The sequence below is a fragment of the Paratractidigestivibacter sp. genome (genome assembly GCF_963660155.1).
Taxonomy (GTDB): domain Bacteria; phylum Actinomycetota; class Coriobacteriia; order Coriobacteriales; family Atopobiaceae; genus Paratractidigestivibacter.
In genome coordinates, this window is record NZ_CAVKWG010000045.1 from 54628 (window position 1) to 70324 (window position 15697).

15 protein-coding genes are annotated in these 15697 nt (G+C 65.5%); 4 read left to right on the top strand and 11 right to left on the bottom strand.

Annotated features, from left to right (window positions below; all coding sequences use genetic code 11):
• Nucleotide 1: 1 nt before the first annotated feature.
• The 7 genes from U5709_RS08600 to U5709_RS08630 form a co-directional block, all read right to left on the bottom strand.
• Entirely contained in the window at nucleotides 2–583 is a 582-nt protein-coding gene (locus U5709_RS08600) for a hypothetical protein (RefSeq protein ID WP_321971235.1), read from the bottom strand.
• Between the two features lie 101 nt (nucleotides 584–684).
• The gene (locus tag U5709_RS08605; protein ID WP_321973209.1) at nucleotides 685–1593 is read right to left on the bottom strand and encodes an AEC family transporter; all 909 of its coding nucleotides are present in this window, start codon (nucleotides 1591–1593) and stop codon (nucleotides 685–687) included.
• 72 nt (nucleotides 1594–1665) lie between these two features.
• Nucleotides 1666–2994 carry a replication-associated recombination protein A gene (locus U5709_RS08610; RefSeq protein WP_321971237.1) on the bottom strand — a complete coding sequence of 443 codons (1329 nt, stop codon included), beginning with the start codon at nucleotides 2992–2994 and terminating at the stop codon, nucleotides 1666–1668.
• Between the two features lie 106 nt (nucleotides 2995–3100).
• Nucleotides 3101–4345: a deoxyguanosinetriphosphate triphosphohydrolase family protein gene (locus U5709_RS08615; protein ID WP_321973210.1), complete on the bottom strand. Its 1245-nt coding sequence runs from the start codon at nucleotides 4343–4345 to the stop codon at nucleotides 3101–3103.
• Between the two features lie 34 nt (nucleotides 4346–4379).
• Complete coding sequence (locus U5709_RS08620) at nucleotides 4380–5519, bottom strand: hypothetical protein (protein WP_321973211.1); 1140 nt, start codon at nucleotides 5517–5519, stop codon at nucleotides 4380–4382.
• A gap of 160 nt (nucleotides 5520–5679) precedes the next feature.
• Nucleotides 5680–6753 (bottom strand): SGNH/GDSL hydrolase family protein, encoded by a 1074-nt coding sequence (locus tag U5709_RS08625; RefSeq protein ID WP_321971240.1) that lies wholly within the window; start codon nucleotides 6751–6753, stop codon nucleotides 5680–5682.
• 4 nt (nucleotides 6754–6757) lie between these two features.
• Nucleotides 6758–7588: an HAD family hydrolase gene (locus U5709_RS08630; protein ID WP_321973212.1), complete on the bottom strand. Its 831-nt coding sequence runs from the start codon at nucleotides 7586–7588 to the stop codon at nucleotides 6758–6760.
• A gap of 76 nt (nucleotides 7589–7664) precedes the next feature.
• Between U5709_RS08630 and U5709_RS08635 the strand changes: the two genes are divergently transcribed.
• Nucleotides 7665–8324 (top strand): histidine phosphatase family protein, encoded by a 660-nt coding sequence (locus tag U5709_RS08635; RefSeq protein ID WP_321973213.1) that lies wholly within the window; start codon nucleotides 7665–7667, stop codon nucleotides 8322–8324.
• Nucleotides 8325–8388: 64 nt separating this feature from the next.
• Here the strand turns inward: U5709_RS08635 and U5709_RS08640 are convergent, their stop codons facing one another.
• Nucleotides 8389–9189 (bottom strand): metallophosphoesterase family protein, encoded by an 801-nt coding sequence (locus U5709_RS08640; RefSeq protein ID WP_321973214.1) that lies wholly within the window; start codon nucleotides 9187–9189, stop codon nucleotides 8389–8391.
• Nucleotides 9190–9364: 175 nt separating this feature from the next.
• Nucleotides 9365–10336 (bottom strand): hypothetical protein, encoded by a 972-nt coding sequence (locus U5709_RS08645; RefSeq protein ID WP_321971244.1) that lies wholly within the window; start codon nucleotides 10334–10336, stop codon nucleotides 9365–9367.
• Nucleotides 10337–10541: 205 nt separating this feature from the next.
• Here U5709_RS08645 and U5709_RS08650 point away from each other — a divergent pair, with 205 nt between their 5' ends.
• Nucleotides 10542–11780, top strand: coding sequence for an MFS transporter (locus U5709_RS08650; RefSeq protein WP_321971245.1), 1239 nt, complete (start codon nucleotides 10542–10544; stop codon nucleotides 11778–11780).
• A gap of 107 nt (nucleotides 11781–11887) precedes the next feature.
• On the opposite strand, the gene U5709_RS08655 is transcribed toward U5709_RS08650, so the two are convergent.
• Both U5709_RS08655 and U5709_RS08660 read right to left on the bottom strand, forming a co-directional pair.
• Nucleotides 11888–12172 (bottom strand): helix-turn-helix transcriptional regulator, encoded by a 285-nt coding sequence (locus tag U5709_RS08655; RefSeq protein WP_321971246.1) that lies wholly within the window; start codon nucleotides 12170–12172, stop codon nucleotides 11888–11890.
• A gap of 261 nt (nucleotides 12173–12433) precedes the next feature.
• Entirely contained in the window at nucleotides 12434–13459 is a 1026-nt protein-coding gene (locus tag U5709_RS08660) for a VanZ family protein (protein ID WP_321971247.1), read from the bottom strand.
• A gap of 129 nt (nucleotides 13460–13588) precedes the next feature.
• Here U5709_RS08660 and U5709_RS08665 point away from each other — a divergent pair, with 129 nt between their 5' ends.
• Both U5709_RS08665 and U5709_RS08670 read left to right on the top strand, forming a co-directional pair.
• Entirely contained in the window at nucleotides 13589–14524 is a 936-nt protein-coding gene (locus U5709_RS08665) for a D-2-hydroxyacid dehydrogenase (protein ID WP_321971248.1), read from the top strand.
• Between the two features lie 155 nt (nucleotides 14525–14679).
• The gene (locus U5709_RS08670; protein ID WP_321971249.1) at nucleotides 14680–15561 is read left to right on the top strand and encodes an HAD hydrolase family protein; all 882 of its coding nucleotides are present in this window, start codon (nucleotides 14680–14682) and stop codon (nucleotides 15559–15561) included.
• Nucleotides 15562–15697: the final 136 nt, after the last annotated feature.

Here is a 15697-nt window from a genome sequence, read left to right on the forward strand (position 1 = left end):
CCTACTGCTCGTCAGCGGTCTCGTCGGAGTCGGTGGCGGGCTTGGCGACCTCGCCGTAGACGACGTAGGAAGCGGCGCGGCGATCGGTCGCGGCGGCCTTCTCGGCGGAGGGCTTCTCGACGTCGGCGCCCTCGGCGGGGAGCTTCGCGGCGTCGCCCTGCTTGAGGGCGGGGGCGGCCGTTGCCGTGCCGCGGCCGGTGACCTTCTTGACGGCCTTGGCCACGCTGTTTGCGGCGCCCTGGACCGCGCCGTTGACGGTCTCGGTCACGCCGGCAGCGGTGCCGGAGACGGTCGAGACGTCGGTCAGAATTGCGTTTACGCTGGTAAGAGAGGCATTGGCCCCGTCCATGGCAACGTTTGCCTTGGCGACGATGGGGCTCACCTGTTTGACGGCGGGCTCGAGCTCGTCGACCATGCCGTCGATCTTGGCCACGATGGGCTGGGTCTGCGCGATGACCTCGTTTGCCGAGGACGAGACCTTCTCGATGTTCTTGCGCGCGGAGCGCAAGGTGAGAGCGAGCTCGACGACGGCCCAGACAGCCACCACGACGAGGACGATAAGGACGATGGTCAGGTAATCCATGATGAGCCTCCGAGCTCTGCTGGTACCGGATATGAGAATCGCGCGGCATTCGAAGCCGCAGACCTGTTCATTCTACCCAAACGAGACGGCCAACGGGCACCCTAGAAGGCCACGAGGCCGACCATGAGCATGAGCGGCATCGAGACGACCGAGAGCAAGGTCGACATTGCGACCATCCCGGCGGCGTAGCGGTAGTCGCCCTTGCCGAAGATCTGGCACAAGGTGGCCGACGTGGTGCCGCACGGGCAGATAAACCCGATGAGCAGCGTGACCTTGACGGCGGGCGAGGCGGGCACCGCCATGAGGACGGCAATGGAGAGCAAAGGCGTCACGACGAGGCGCAAGAGGCACGCCTTATAGATGGAGAGGTCGCGCACGAGGCCGCGGACGTCGGATTGCGCGAGGTAGATGCCCAAAACGACCATGGCAAGGCCCGTGTTCATATTGGCCATCCCGTCGACGAGGACACCCGGAACGCCCGTGAGGTCGACGGAGAGCAGGAAGAGCACGAAGCCGAGCAAGATGGCGATGATCGCCGGATTCGTCACGATCTTCTTAACGTCGAGGACCGCGGGGTCGCGCGTGACCTCAAAGGCCGAGTAGGTCCAGATCACGATGGTCTGGACAGCCATGCTCACCGAGATGTAGAAGACGTACTCCTCGCCCACGACCGCCTCGATGAGGGGCACGCCGATGAAGCCCATGTTCGAGATGACGACGCCCGCCTTGGCGATGCCGCCCCTGTGGGCGCCGTAAGCCACCTGCGCGCAGGCCATGCAGACCGCCACGAGGATGAGCGTGACGACGGCCGAGATGCCCGCCACCTGGAGTTTCTGCACGTCAAAGGTGCCGGCGAGCGTACGGAGGATGACGCAGGGCATCGACACGTAGACGGCGAAGTTGGTGAGGGAGCGCGAGCCCGCCTCGTCGACGAGGCCCGCGCGAAAGACGACGGCGCCGACGGCCATCATGAGGAACATGGCGACGGTCTGGGCGACCATGACGGGCATGGTAGTGGCTAGCTCGAGATCCGTAGGGGCTCCTTTCATGGAACATGCAAAAGGGACGGTCATTTTTGCAGGTCAGGCGTCGGTCTGCGCGTCGGCGACGTCGCGGCCGATGGCCTCTTGGCGCCACGCCTCCCAGCCCCGCGGGCTCGCTTGGTAGAAGCAGCCGCGCTCGAGGCCGTCGGGCAAGTAGCTCTGCTCAACCCAACCGCCGGGGTAGTTGTGCGGGTACAGATAGGCGCCGTACTCCTCGGAGCCAGGGCGGTGGCGGTCGCGCAGGTAGCTGGGGACCTCGCGGCGCGGGCCGCTTCTCACCTCGTCCATGGCGGCGTCGATGCCCGCCTCGGCGGCGTTCGACTTGGGCGCGAGAGCGTTGTACACGGCGGCCTGGGCCAGGTTGATGCGGCACTCCGGTAGGCCGATGACCTCGACCGCGCGGAAGGCCGCCTCCGCCACGAGCAGCGCCTGCGGGTCGGCGTTACCGATGTCCTCGGAGGCCGAGATCATGATGCGGCGGGCGATGAACTTGGGGTCCTCCCCGGCGTCGAGCATGCGCGCGAGCCAGTAGAGCGCGGCGTCGGGGTCGCTTCCGCGCATCGACTTGATGAAGGCGCTGATGATGTCGTAGTGCATGTCGCCGGACTTGTCGTAAGAAAGGCCGCGGCGGGGGTTGGCCTCGAGCACGTGCTCGGCGGTGACGAGAGCGCGCGCGTCCGAGCCCGGCTCGGGGTCGGCCATCTGGCTCGCGAGCTCGAGCGACGTGAGCGCGGCGCGGCCGTCGCCGCCGGCGAGCCTGACGATCTCGGACTCCGCCTCCTCAGTGAGTTCGAAGGCGCCGGCGAGGCCCTCGGGGGCCGCGACGGCGTGGCGGATCATCCTGCGAAGGGAATCGTCGTCCAGCGGCTGCAGCTCGACCACGCGGCTGCGGCTGATAAGGGCGGAGTTCACCTCGAAGTAGGGGTTCTCGGTCGTGGCGCCGATGAGCACGACGACGCGGTCCTCCACGGCATGCAGCAGCGCGTCTTGCTGACTGCGGTTGAAGCGGTGGATCTCGTCGACAAAAAGGATGGTGCGGCGGCCCTGGGTGAGCAGGCGGCTCTCGGCGGCCTCGATCTCGCGCCGTAGGTCCTTTACGGTGCCGGTGATGGCGCTGACCTCGACGAACTCGGCATGGGTGGTGTTCGCGATGATGCGCGCGAGCGTGGTCTTGCCCGTGCCGGCCGGACCGTAGAGGATAACTGACGAGAGCGTGTCGTGCTCGATGGCGCGCCGCAGCCACGAGCCCGGCCCCACGGCCTTCTCCTGGCCGAAGTAGCCGTCGAGGGTCTGCGGGCGCATGCGCGCGGCGAGCGGCGCGTTGTCGTTGCGCCGAGCGGTCTCTATACGGGTGAATAGCGTGTCCATAGGAACGATTGTACGACATTCGCCAGTTGGCGATAGCCTGCCATTTGGGGACAGTCCCCTTTCCGCAGCGGTTTGGGGACTGTCCCCAAACCGCAGGCGGTCCCGGCTACGGCCTCACGCCCTCGCCGAAGTAGCCGCGAAGCGGGAAGAGGCCCGCCGACTCGGGAAAAACAGCCTCGCAGGTGGCCATGAAGTAGTCGTCGGTCATCGCCGAGATGAAGTCGACGATGGTCTGGTCGAGGTCGTCTTCCCAGTCGTACTCACGCCCGTAATGCGCGAGGCGCCGTTCACAGCCGCGGATGTGCTGGCAGAATATCGCGCTCGACTCGTCTCCCGCGCGCAAGGCCTCGAGCTCATGGTCGTAGAGCGCGCAGAAGAGCTGCGCCGTCTCGCGGCCGAGTCCTGAGCTCACCTCGCCGGCGCCGTAGATCTTCTCGTAGTTCTCTCGCTTAGCCCGCTTGAGCTCGGCAAACCCTTCCTCGCTCATGGCGATGCACGGCTTGCCGACGCTGTTCTCGACCACGTCGGCCACGAACGCCGAGAGAGCCCAGGCGTTGTAGCCGCCGCCCAAGCCGTCGTCGAAGGCGTCCTCGGAGAGCAGCCCCGCGCGCACGGCGTCCTGCCGATCCTTGCCCACGTAGGCGATGATGTCGGAGATGCGCACGACGCAGCCCTCGAGGGTCATCGGGCGCAGGTGCCCGATGGCACCCTCCCCCGTCTCCCAGCACGAGGCGACCACGCGGTCGAAGGTGTCGAACTCGGCCAGGCCGCTCGTCTCGAAGACCTGCTGCTCGAACTCGCCGTTATGGGTAAGGCAGCCGTCGAGCGTCTGCAGGCTCACGTTGCGCCCGCCGAGCACATCGATGACGCGCACGGACTGCACGTTATGGAAAAACCACCGGCCAGTCCTCTCGTGGAAGACGTCGTTCAAGAAGCGCTCGCCGGCGTGGCCGAAGGGCGTGTGCCCGATGTCGTGTCCGAGTGCGATGGCCTCGATAAGGTCGAGGTTGAGCCCGAGGGCGCGGCCGATGTCTCTGGCAACGCGGGCCACGAGCTGCACGTGCAGGCCGCGGCGCGAGAGGTCGTCGTTCGCGCGGAACGAGAAGACCTGGGTCTTTCCCGACATGCGGTTGTACGCCGGCAGATGGACGATCTTCTCGGCGTCGCGGACAAAGGCGGGCCGAATCTGCGTGTCGCGGTCGCGCTCGGCGGAGCTGCGGCGGATGGCCGAGGTGTCCTTGCACGCGAACGGCGAGAGGCCGCCCGAGGCGAGCCGATCTGCGACCGCCCGGGCAGCCCCGGCAGAAAGCTCCCCCGAAAGACCGGGGGCGAGCTTGTTGACCTGTTGCATGACCTGCGACCTCTCGCGCGGCCCTCGCCCTGCGCTACTCGTGGACGACGAGGCAGCCGCGGTACACGTGGTCGCGGCACTCGCCCATTATGTCCCTATCGGCGCTTTCGGGGAAGACTCCGGCCAGCTTGCCGCCGAAGACGAAGAGGCCGAGGCGCTCGCCGGCGACGGAGGACTCGGAGCCGGGCGCGGGCACGTGCTCCTCGATGAAGGCCATCTCCTCATCGGAAAGCTCGTTCATGGCCTCGGGGGCGCGAAGGGCGTCGAAGAGGGCGTCCGTGGCGCAAGACCAGGTGGAGAAGCCGCCGATGACGCAGGCGAGGCCGCGACGCGCAGCCTCCTCGAGGGCAGACGTGCCCGGGCACGGGCGCATGGCGATTTCCTCGGAGGTGGCCAGGCGGTAGACGCAGGCAATAGGGCCGTCGTCGTCGACGAGTCGCGGCTCGCCCGCCGCGGTCTCGACGCGCAGGTTGCAGATGTCGACGAAGCGGGCGAAGACGCCGAACTCGGCGAAGCGCTCGCAGATGTCGGCCACCTCGTCGAGATCGGCCTCCTCAGGGTAGCCCACGATACCGAGCGCGGGGCTCTCGCAGTTGTGGGTGCCGGCGTTGGCGTTTGCCCAGGTGCGATAGGTCGCGCGCAGGGTCTGGACAAGGGCGTCAACAGAGTCGAAGGCCTCGATGTCGGCATGCTTCTCGGCGAAGGCGCGGTAGGCATCGGTCATCTGCTCGGCACGGGTGACCTCGACGGTGGAGGTCATGCCGGTGAATCCGTCGACCGAGATGCCGCGCACCTGCAGGGCGCCGCTGCGGCCGCAGAAATCGACGTCGACGCGGGCCAGGGGCACCACGGTCTCGTAGCCGGTGGGGACGAGGGTAAGGGCCTCGACCTCGGGCGTGAAGCCGAAGCGGGAGCGGAACGAGGCGTCCTTGAGGTAGAGCTTGGCGACCTTGTCCATGATGGAGCCGCAGGTCTCGGCCGCGGCGGAGAGAATCTGGATCTGCGCGTCATTCAGGATTCGGGGCGTCGCCGACCATGCGATGGAGCCGTGGCGGTGGGCGGCGTGGGCGGATGCGAGATAGGTTTCGGCCTTCTGGATGCTGGTGTCTTCAGCGGAAAGGGCGCGCACGCCCTCGTCGAACTCACGCTCGAGAGCACTGAAATCGTTGGCCATGGTTCCTCCTGGAGGTTGAGGGATCAGCTTTTCGGTGAGCGGTAGATATCGGTCGCTCAGCGTTAAAACACGGGCATTGTAGCCGAATTTTCCAGGACGTCCACAATCCCGCCAGGAACCTATTCTGATTTTTGTGCGCAAAGCATGGAGCTAAAACAAATTATGTGGCGTCGACCTGCGGGTTAACCACGGGGAAACTAAACGAATTCCTCAACCGTTCGTACACAATTCGCTGTCCATCGGCGCCGGGATGGTCCGATCCATCGGCAAGAATAGACGGATCTCTGGGAAGGATTCCATCGCCATCTACCACGTGCATCTGTGGGTGAGGAGCTGCGCACGAGGCGATGATGCAACCCACGTCGGCAAAGCAGCTCTCCTCGTGCGTCGCATAGATTTCCTCGGTATGAAACAAGGGGGTCACAACGAGTGTCGGGGTGTGCGGGAAGGCGCGGGAAACCTCCCGCAGATACGTGTTAACGTCTCGCTCGACCGAATCGGCGCGGCAGGGCTCGAAGCGATAGTTGGCGCCGAACTCGACGACCAGGGCCGCGGCGTCCACGGCCGAGGCGACGTCGGCCACAGTCCCCGGCTGGAACACCTGCCCGCCGACGCCCTGGTTGACGAGCGTGAGGCCGAGGTCGCAGGCGAGCAACGCGGGCCAGGTGAGGGCAGGGTCGAGCGCCGTGAAGCCCTGCGCGATGGAGTCGCCCAGCACGAGCAGGGCTTTGTTCGCGGGCGCAGACTCGATGTAGGAGCCGTCGCCGTAAATACGCCCCAGCTTACAGCCGGCGAAGCACGGCAGCCAGATCCGAACACGGCGCGTCATGCCCGGAAACGCCCCGGCGGCAAAGCGCACGAAGCCGTCCTCGCCGGGCACACGCACCCCGAGGGGCTTGTCGCCGACCACGAGGGAGAAGCCGTCGAACGGCACCTTGACCTCAGGGTTGTTCGCGATAAGGTCGCGCAGCATAGCGACGGAGCCCGCTGGAAACGGGTCTGCGGCGACCTCAAGGGCGAGGTGCGCGCAGTCCGTGACTACGTCGAGGCAGATGCCCGATGTGCAGCCGGCCATCTCGCGGTAGAGCCTCGGGTGCCAAGCGGCGAGCCCCGTGAGCTCGCGTAGCTGGGCCTGCGTAAAGCGAGACGGGCGAACAAAGCCGTCGCAATATATGCGCAGGTCAAGAGCTCCACGCAGCAAGTCTGCGACAGGTCGCTGAACCGAGATGTCCACTCCCCTACCTCCCGAAGACCTGCTCGAGGACCTTGAGCACTCCCTGCTCAAGGCACGGCTCGGCAATCACGTCGGCCGCGGCTTTGACCTCGTCGCTCGCGTTGCCCATGGCCACGCCCACGCCGGCGAGACGCAGCATCTCGATGTCGTTGCCAGCATCGCCGAAGGCCATAACCTGCGATTCGTTGATGTCGAAGGAGGCAAGAAGCACGCGGATGCCCGACGCCTTGGACACGCCTTGCTGAATGACGTCGAAATACCCGTAGCCGCCGCCCACGCCCGAGTCCACCACGTCCATGGCCTCGCCGATCTTTCTGCGCAAGCTCAGAATCGAGTCCGCGAGCCGGCCTTCGTTCACCCGCGACCAATACATAAGCACGTCCTTGCGCGCCTCGGCGTCGGCGAGCGAGTCCACAAGGCGCATGTTGTGGGAGTACATGGTCATCTCGGCAACGAAGTCCTCGTCGGCCCCGCGCTCGCAGAAGGCGCCGTCAGCGCAAACGGCGCACAGCGGTATTGCTGGGTAGGCTTCGTGCGCCGCCAGCACCCGCTCCACCGCAACCTCGCTCGCAACGCTGACCTGCGCATCACTGCCTTCGGGATGCACATACGCCCCGTTCGAGCCGATGATGGAGATCTGCGGCGCGAGCTCGCCGAAGATCTCCTCGACCTGGAAGCTCTGGTTGCTCGTTGCCACAGCAAAACGACAGCCCGCCTCACGCATGCGCGCGAACACCGCGCCGAACCTCTCACGCGAGAAGTCCTCGCCGCCAAGGTCCAGAAACGTTCCGTCCTCGTCGGTCACCACGAGTTTGACCTGCTCTTTGTTTATCACTGTGTTTCTCCTTTTATAGAGTACGCGCACGCAAGTCTATACTAGCCGCCGCAGGATATGCCCAAAGGAGACGACTTTGACCAAGTATCTATGCTATATGCGGCACGGCGCGACCGAGCTGAACGTCGCGGACGCATGGCAAGGGCGCGCCGACTCCCCGCTGACCGAGCTCGGTCGCCGGCAGGCGGCGGAGGCCGGCGACCACATCCGCGAATCCGCGCTCGAATTCGACCATATTTATTGTTCTCCTCGCGGGCGCGTGGTCGAGACGCTCCAAGCAGCATTGCCCGAAATCGTCGCCCGCGGCGCCTTTGAGTTCGACCTCGGCCTGCTCGAGATGTCGTTCGGCGAGGCGGATGGCATGCTGCACGCCGCCGACGACCCCAAAAGCCCCTACTTCAACCTCTTTGAAAAGATCGGCGGCGATTCCGAGTCCCGCGTCGAGGTGCGCATCTGCGAGGCGGCCGAGCGCTTCATGGCAGCCGACGACGCCCATGACGTGCTCGTCGTTTCCCACGGGACCTGCGGGCGCATCTTCCGCAACCACTGGGCCGAAAACGCCCGCGTAGAGGCCCCGCGCCACCTCGCCAACTGCAGCCTCTATACCTACGAGTTCGACGAGGCCACCCGCGGGTTCTCGCTCGTCGACATCTTCGAACCGGCGAGCGCCACGAACCCCGAGGACTTCATCGCCGCGCCGGCGGTGCGAGCCCGCAGCCCGCGAAACGCCCAATAAGGCGCCGCGGACCACCCGCGGCGCCTTTCTCTTTTACCGATTGCCCAAGCCGACTACCCAGTCTTTATTCGCCCTCGGCGATGTCCTCGTAGAACTCCTCGCCGTCGTCGAGCCTAAGGACGAGCACACGGCCGAAGCCCGCGCCGCCCGCAGCGCCCGCGTCGATGTCCCAACGATCGGACACGCCCCCGGTCGACTCGTCAGCGCCCATTCGGACCATCGTGGCGCGCCCCTCCTCATCGGCGGCGCAAACATCCTCGTCGTCAACGAACTGCGCCAGGTACACCGTGGGCGTGTGGCCCGCGATGACGATGGGCCCGCGCCCGTCCTCGTCGATAAGCCCCGTGTGGCATCCCCAGAACCCGTCGCGAATCCAGAGCAGGTCCTCGGCCTTTTGGGCCAAGAGCATCTGGCCGATCTTCTCGCCGGTGTCCCAAGGGCCCTCCCCGATGCGCGCGGAATCGATGCCTGCGTGCACCAGCACATAGTCGCGCTCGCCGACCCTCACATGCGCGAAGGTAGGCAGGCCAGACACCCACTCGACGATCGCGTCGGCCTCCTCCTCGGAGAGCTCCGCCAGCGCGTCGGCCGTGACGCAGCCCCCGTTCATGCCCCAGTTGAGGGTGCACATCTGGTTCTCGGGGTGCTCCATGCACGCTAGCATGAGGTCCTCGTGGTTGCCCATAATGACGTGGGCGTTCGGCAGCGAGCGCACGTGCTCGATGACGCCCAGCGGGTCGGGGCCGCGATCGATCATGTCGCCCAGGCAATAATAGACGTCGTCTTTGCTCGGGTTCGTGCGCTCGATGGCCCGCTTGAGCGGGGCCGCATGGCCGTGCACATCGGAGAACACATATGTAGCCATCCTCAGCCCCCTCTCGGTCGATACATTGCTCGTTACTGTAAACGCAGGGTCGCGCGGTGGCGGCCAGAACTTTGTAAGTTGCCGCAGACGGCATCGATCGCGCATGCGAGCGCCGTGTCCGTCGCTGACGAATCGGCGAAACGCTCCGCGATGGCGCCGAGCGTTTCGCCCCTGCTTACTGCTCCCAGTCGAAGTCCCCGTCGACCGCCACCGGCTCGCCCTCGAAGTTGAGGTTGCCGGTGAGGTCCTGGGAGGCCTGCTCGTCGAACTCGGCCGAGAAGACCTCGGCGAGCGCCGGCAGCACGCAGGCGCGGGCGTCCTCGAAGAGGTCCTCGAACGACTCGTGGGTCGCCTCATGCGTGAAGGGGTTCTCCCACGCGGCGCGGTCGCGGTTATCGAAGTCCGAGACGGCCCCCTCGCGCACCCGGTGAGACATAGCGGCAAGAAGCGAGTGGTCGCCTCGCCTCGCCGCGCGCTCGACCACCGCAAACGCCTTGGCCTTGGCACCGCGCGGCGAGTAGAACGCGCGCTGCACCAGGCGGAACTCCTTGACGGCCGTCGAGAAGGTCCTCGGGTCGATGGCTCGCCCATAGGTCCAGAGGGCCACGTAGAAGTAGACCTTGTCGACGGCGGAGAGAACCTTCGGGGAGGCCTGGAGCACCTCATCGAAAGGCCGGTAATCGCGCACTGTCTTATGCTCGACGCCCCACAGCACGGCCTCGTCGAGGTCGCGCTCGATCTCGGCATGCACGAACTGGCCAGACTCAGGCCCCAGGCCCTCGACGCCGGCGGCCGTGAGGCCGTGCTGCCAGTGATAGACGAGCGGGTGCACCGCGCGGTCGAGCAGGTAGTGGCACACGAAGCCCGCCATGTAGGCGCGCGCGACGATGCGGTCGGCGCCCTCCAGGTGCTCGGCGGCCTCGCGCATCGCGTAGATGAGGCGCGCGGGCCGCGCCGCGTGCATCACGTTGCCGAGCGGCTCCCACTTACTCATCAAGGGGTCGATGCAAAGATAGAACAAGGGATCCGGGCCCTGGTTGCCCAGCAAGAAGGCGCACCTCTCGTCCTCGGTGGCAAATGAGCGGAGGCGGGAGACGTCGTCGACGACGCTCTTTCCAAAGAAATCGTGCGTGAGGATCGCGGGCATGGGTTTCCTTCCGAAGGTTTCGCTGCCCTTGATTATGCCCCACCAAGCGCGCGGCGGCGGCTTCAACCTGCGCCGCGCTTGCCTTCCGCGGGCAATTACGCGACCATTGCGGTCTTTGCCGCCGTTGCTCGCGTCGCAAAGGGGTACCGTAATCCAAATGGACGCGTCACGAATGGTCGCACGCCCGTAGCAGAACGGAGCCGCCATGACAAAGCAGAAGCTTACGCTCGCCGAGAAGAGCTGGATCATGTACGACGTGGGCAACTCCGCCCTTGTGCTTCTCGCCACGAGCGTCATCCCCATCTACTTCAGCTCGCTCGCCCCGGACGGCGGCGTCGTGGTCGCGTGGAGCTACGCCGAGACCATCGCCTCGCTCATCATCGCGCTGCTCATGCCCATCCTCGGCTCTATCGCCGACATGCAGGGCATGAAGAAGAAGTTCATCGTGGGCTGCGTGGGCACGGGCGTGGTGGCCACCATCGCCCTTGGTTTCCCCACGAGCGCTGCGGCGTTTCTCGTCATCTATGTGATCAGCTCGGTGGCGCTCAACTCCTCGATGGTCTTCTATGACGCGCTGCTCGTCGACACCACGACCGACGAGCGCATGGATGAGGTCTCGAGCCAGGGCTATGCCTGGGGCTACATCGGCAGCTGCGTTCCGTTCATCGCGTGCCTGCTCGTAGTGCTCAACTATGAGGCTCTCGGCATGAGCCTGCAGACCGCCATGAAAATCGCCTTCTTCATCACCGCGGCATGGTGGCTTGCCTTCACCATCCCCATGCTCAAAAACGTCGAGCAGAAGCACTTCAAGCCGCGCGAGGCGCACGCCTTCTCCAACGCAATCAAGGGGATCGGCAACACGCTGCGCGAGATGTGGTCCAACGCGGCCATCAAGTACTACATGATCGCGTACTTCTTCTACATCGACGGCGTCCACACCATCATCAAGCTCTCCACGAGCTACGGCACCGACCTTGGCATCAGCTCCACGCAGCTTGTGCTGGCGCTTCTCGTCACGCAGTTTGTGGCGTTTCCGTCCGCCATCATCTACGGCCGCCTGTCCTCCAAGTACGGCACGCGACGTATGCTGCTGATTGCCATCGCCGCCTACTTTGGCATCACGCTGTTTGCGTCGTTCTTCCTGCGCTCGGCTGCCGAGTTCTGGGTGCTGGCCATTCTCGTCGGCATGTTCCAGGGCGGCATCCAGGCGCTCTCGCGCTCTGAGTTTGGCAAGCTCTGCCCCAAGGAGCGCGCCAACGAGTACTTTGGCTTCTTTGACATCTTTGGCAAGTACGCGGCCATTCTCGGCACGTTTTTGGTGGGCACGTTGACCGCCCTCACCGGCAACTCGAGCCTAGGCGTGCTGAGCATCGCGATTCTCTTCGTCGTCGGCTTCGTGCTCATGCTCAAGGTCCCGGAGCGCGAGGACGGCGCGGAGGCCTAGGCACGCGCAGCTCGAAGCAGATAAAGGCCCCGAGACGCTCGGCTCAAGAAAAGGCCCCGAGACGCATAGACCGAGCGTCTCGGGGCCTTTTCTTGCGGCGGCTAGCCTTAGGGGCGGTCGTCGTCCTCGAGGCCGTCGATGTCGAGCAGCTCGGAAATGCCGATGCCGAAGGCGGCGCACAGATCCCTCATCGTGAAGAACTCGAGATTCATGGGGGTGCCCGGGCGGCTCTCGCCGTGCTCGTACTTCTGGTAGGTCTTTGCTGAGATGCCCGCCCGCGTGGCCACCTGCTCCTGCGAGAGGCCACGCTCCAGGCGCAAGTCCCTGAGGTGCAGCCCAAGTCTGAGCGAGAGCTCGACCTCGGCCTTCGTTATGTCTCTCTTCTTCGGCATGGCTCTGAGTTTTGGCCAGCCGGGGGCGGCGCACCACCATACATGTATGGTATTTCGCCCTGAGTACAAATCACGGGGCCGCAAGAGCCACCCGGACCACCGCGAGGCTCCAAAAAATCGAGCAATACCAATGATTTTCGAGGCGGCATTGGTATTGCTCGCGATTCTGAGACTCAAAGGGCTCGTTTTCTCAAAAACGGGGTGAATACCAATCGCCGGCGCGGCAATCGTGGTATTGCTCGCGATTTTGGGAGCGGTGCGCTAATAATCGCGGCGCTGGCTCGACGCCGGGAGGAAGTCGTAGGGCATTTGCTTGAAGACGGCGCCGAAAGCGGCGAGCGGGACCAGGACACAGAGCGGGAACCGGGCCGCCAAGAGCAGCGCCACGAAGCGCACGCCGAAGAACGCGGCACGCAGGACCCCGCGGCGCGGCTTCGTCTCGTAGTTCATGCGCACGAATGAGGAACCGATCGTCTTGCCTCCCCATGCAAGGGGCACGATGAGCTGCAAAAGGACCATAAAGGCAAACATCGACCAATGGGTCAGCCACTCAATGGCGCGCGAGAGCCGGCCACTCCCCACAAGGTTGTGGCGCAAGACGTACTGCGCTCCGACTACGAAGATGACGGCGAGCACAAACACGAGGATCGAGTCGACAGCGAGCGCTACCGCACGGCGCAGCACGCCCGCGCGGCGCGTCGGCTCGAGGTCCATGGGGTTCGTGTGGCGCGGCACCAGGCACGAATAGATCTCCGCCAAGATCCAACCCACAAAGGAGCCGACGGTGTTCGTGAGCAGGTCGTCGACATCAAAGGTTCGATACGCGAAATCGTAGACTCCCCAATCGCCCGTGAGCTGGGTCGTCTCGACGAGAAGCGACACCGCAAAGCCGGCGAGGACCGACCTGGCGGGCCCCCACCCGAGACCGCGGGCGACGATAAAGCCGAAGGGGACGAACAGCGCGACGTTGGCAAAAAGCTCGAAGATAAGGACCTTGTTTCTTGAGCGCAGGACGGTGACGAACTGCCAGAAGTTGAGCTGCGGCGAGATCCCATAGGTAATGCCGGGGCCCGAGTCGCCCGTGGGCAGCGGGTAGAGCGTGAAGCAGCCGAGGCCCATGAGGTAGAACACGGCGATGTAGCAGCCGACAATCGACGAGAGGTGCAAGCGGCCGTCGCGGTGATACAAAAACGCGAGGATCGGCACGGTAAAGACGAGCGAGGCGAGGGGCCAAAGCGCGAGGGCTAGGGCGGATCTGTCGGAGTAGGAGATCAGAGCAGCGCGCATAAGACATGGGGCCTTTCGGTCGGGGTCTCCTCAATGGTGCCCGAGGCGCGTGCGGATTACGTGTACGGGCGGGATTTCCGGCAGGTTTATCATGAGGTCCTAGGCCTTTGCGAAGAAAGGGAGCAAACGATGAGGATCTTGGTGCTGCCGCCGGTAAACAATAGCCACAAGGCGACGCTGGAGGAGGCCGCGCCGGGCGCCGAATTCGTGTATTCCTCCCCTGCCGAGGTAAACGAGACGCAGGTGGAGGATGTCGACGTGATCTTCGGTAACGTCCGGCCGCCGCTTCTGGGGGCGGCTTCGCGGCTGCGCCTGCTGCAGCTCAACTCCGCGGGCTACGACAAGTACGTCGCCTGCGGAACCGTGCCCGCGGGCTGCGCCCTTTGCTGCGCGACGGGGGCTTACGGGCAGGCGGTCTCCGAGCACCTTTTCGCGAGCGCCCTGTGCCTAATGAAGAAGCTCCCCAGCTACCGCGACCTGCAGCGCGAGCACACCTGGGGAGACCTCGGCGAGGTCCGCTCCCCTGCCGGCGCGAACGTCCTCGTGCTCGGAGCGGGCGATATCGGCACCCATGTGGCGCGGCTCTTCTCGGGCGTCGGCGCACACGTGTGCGGCGTGCGGCGCGCGCGGGTCGCGGCCGAGCCACCGTTTGAGCGCATGGCGACTATGGACGAGCTGCCGGGGCTCCTGGCTTGTGCGGATGTGGTCTGCTCCGTCTTGCCGAGCACGCCCGCGACCCGCGGCCTCGCGAGCGGGGAGTTCTTCGGCGCGATGAAGCCGGGCGCGTACTTTTGCAACGCAGGTCGCGGCGACCTCGTCGACCAGGCGGCACTCGTGGCCGCGCTCGAGTCCGGGCACCTCGCGGGCGCCGCTCTCGACGTGTGCTCGCCGGAACCCCTGCCCGAGGGCGACGCGCTCTGGGACGCACCGAACCTGCTGCTCACGCCCCACATCAGTGGGTTTTATCACCTGCCGGTCACGCTCGACAACATCGTGGCCATCGCGGCCGAGAACCTCGCGCACCTTGCGGCCGGGGAACCGCTGAGAAACCACGTCGAGTTCTAAGACAGCAGGCACGCGGCGGCGGGCGACGCGGCGGCGGGCGAGGCCGGCGCCGCCGGCATCTGAAAACTTTCCTCAGGTTGACGGCGGGCAAACCGCCGCCTAACAAGACTGCGACATAATCAGGCATGGAAAACAACGCGAAAAAAGGAGCCGCTTTGCCCGCAGCCGAAAGAAACTACGACCTCATTGCCTTCGACCTCGACGGAACCGTCTTCGATTCCCCCACGAACCAGGTGCTCTCCGAGCGCGTCGTCCGCGCGCTTAGGGCCGCCCACGAGGCCGGAGCCGTCATCGCCGTCGCCTCCGGTCGGCCCACGTGGATGCTCGGCGACGAGCTGCCCGGCGCCCCTTGGCTCGACTGGGCCATCACCTGCAACGGCGCGCGCGTGAGCGGCGTCCATGCCGTCGGCGACGACATCGCGGCAGCTTTCCCACGACCGCTCGCCTGCAAGGTCCTCGAAGCGGTCCACGAGTTCGGCGGCACCATGTCAATCCACACCAATCGCTCCTCTCTTATGGAAAATGCCCAGCTCAGAAGCATGAGCAAGCGTTTCGCCGAGGAAGCAGGGGACGAGGGCAGCTACACCGGCAACCCCATCGAGAACCTGCTCGCGACGTTCGGCGGCGTGGCGGTCGAGTCCGGCGTCGAGGCCTTTGCCGAGCGCACGGACGACCAGCTCGACAAGATCGACTGTACCCTCCCCTCCGCCGACGCCGCCAACGCACTCGAAGCCCGGCTCGAGGAGCTCGGCGGGGTCGATGCCGCGCGCCTCGGGCCTTGCGAGCTCGAGCTCACGGCGAAGGGCGCCTCGAAGGGTGAGGCCTGCGAGGCCCTCTGCCGCCGCCTCGGCATCGAGGTCTCACGCACCGTCGCTTTCGGCGACTCCGGTAACGACCTCAGCATGGCCGGCCGCGAGCTCACCTTCGTGGCCATGGGCAACGCCACCGACGAGGTCAAGGCCGCGGCCGACGCCATCGCCGACCCCGTGACCGAGGACGGCGTTGCCACCTGGCTCGAGGCGAACCTTCTCGCCTAGCCCTCTCGCCTGGGGCCTGCCACGCGACGCGTTGCATGAATTGTCGGCGAACGGAGCTTTTTGGGTTGGCAGCGGCGCATTTGGGGCCATAATGGAGTGCAACCGTTTTTCTTAAGCCACACATGGACCGCCTGGG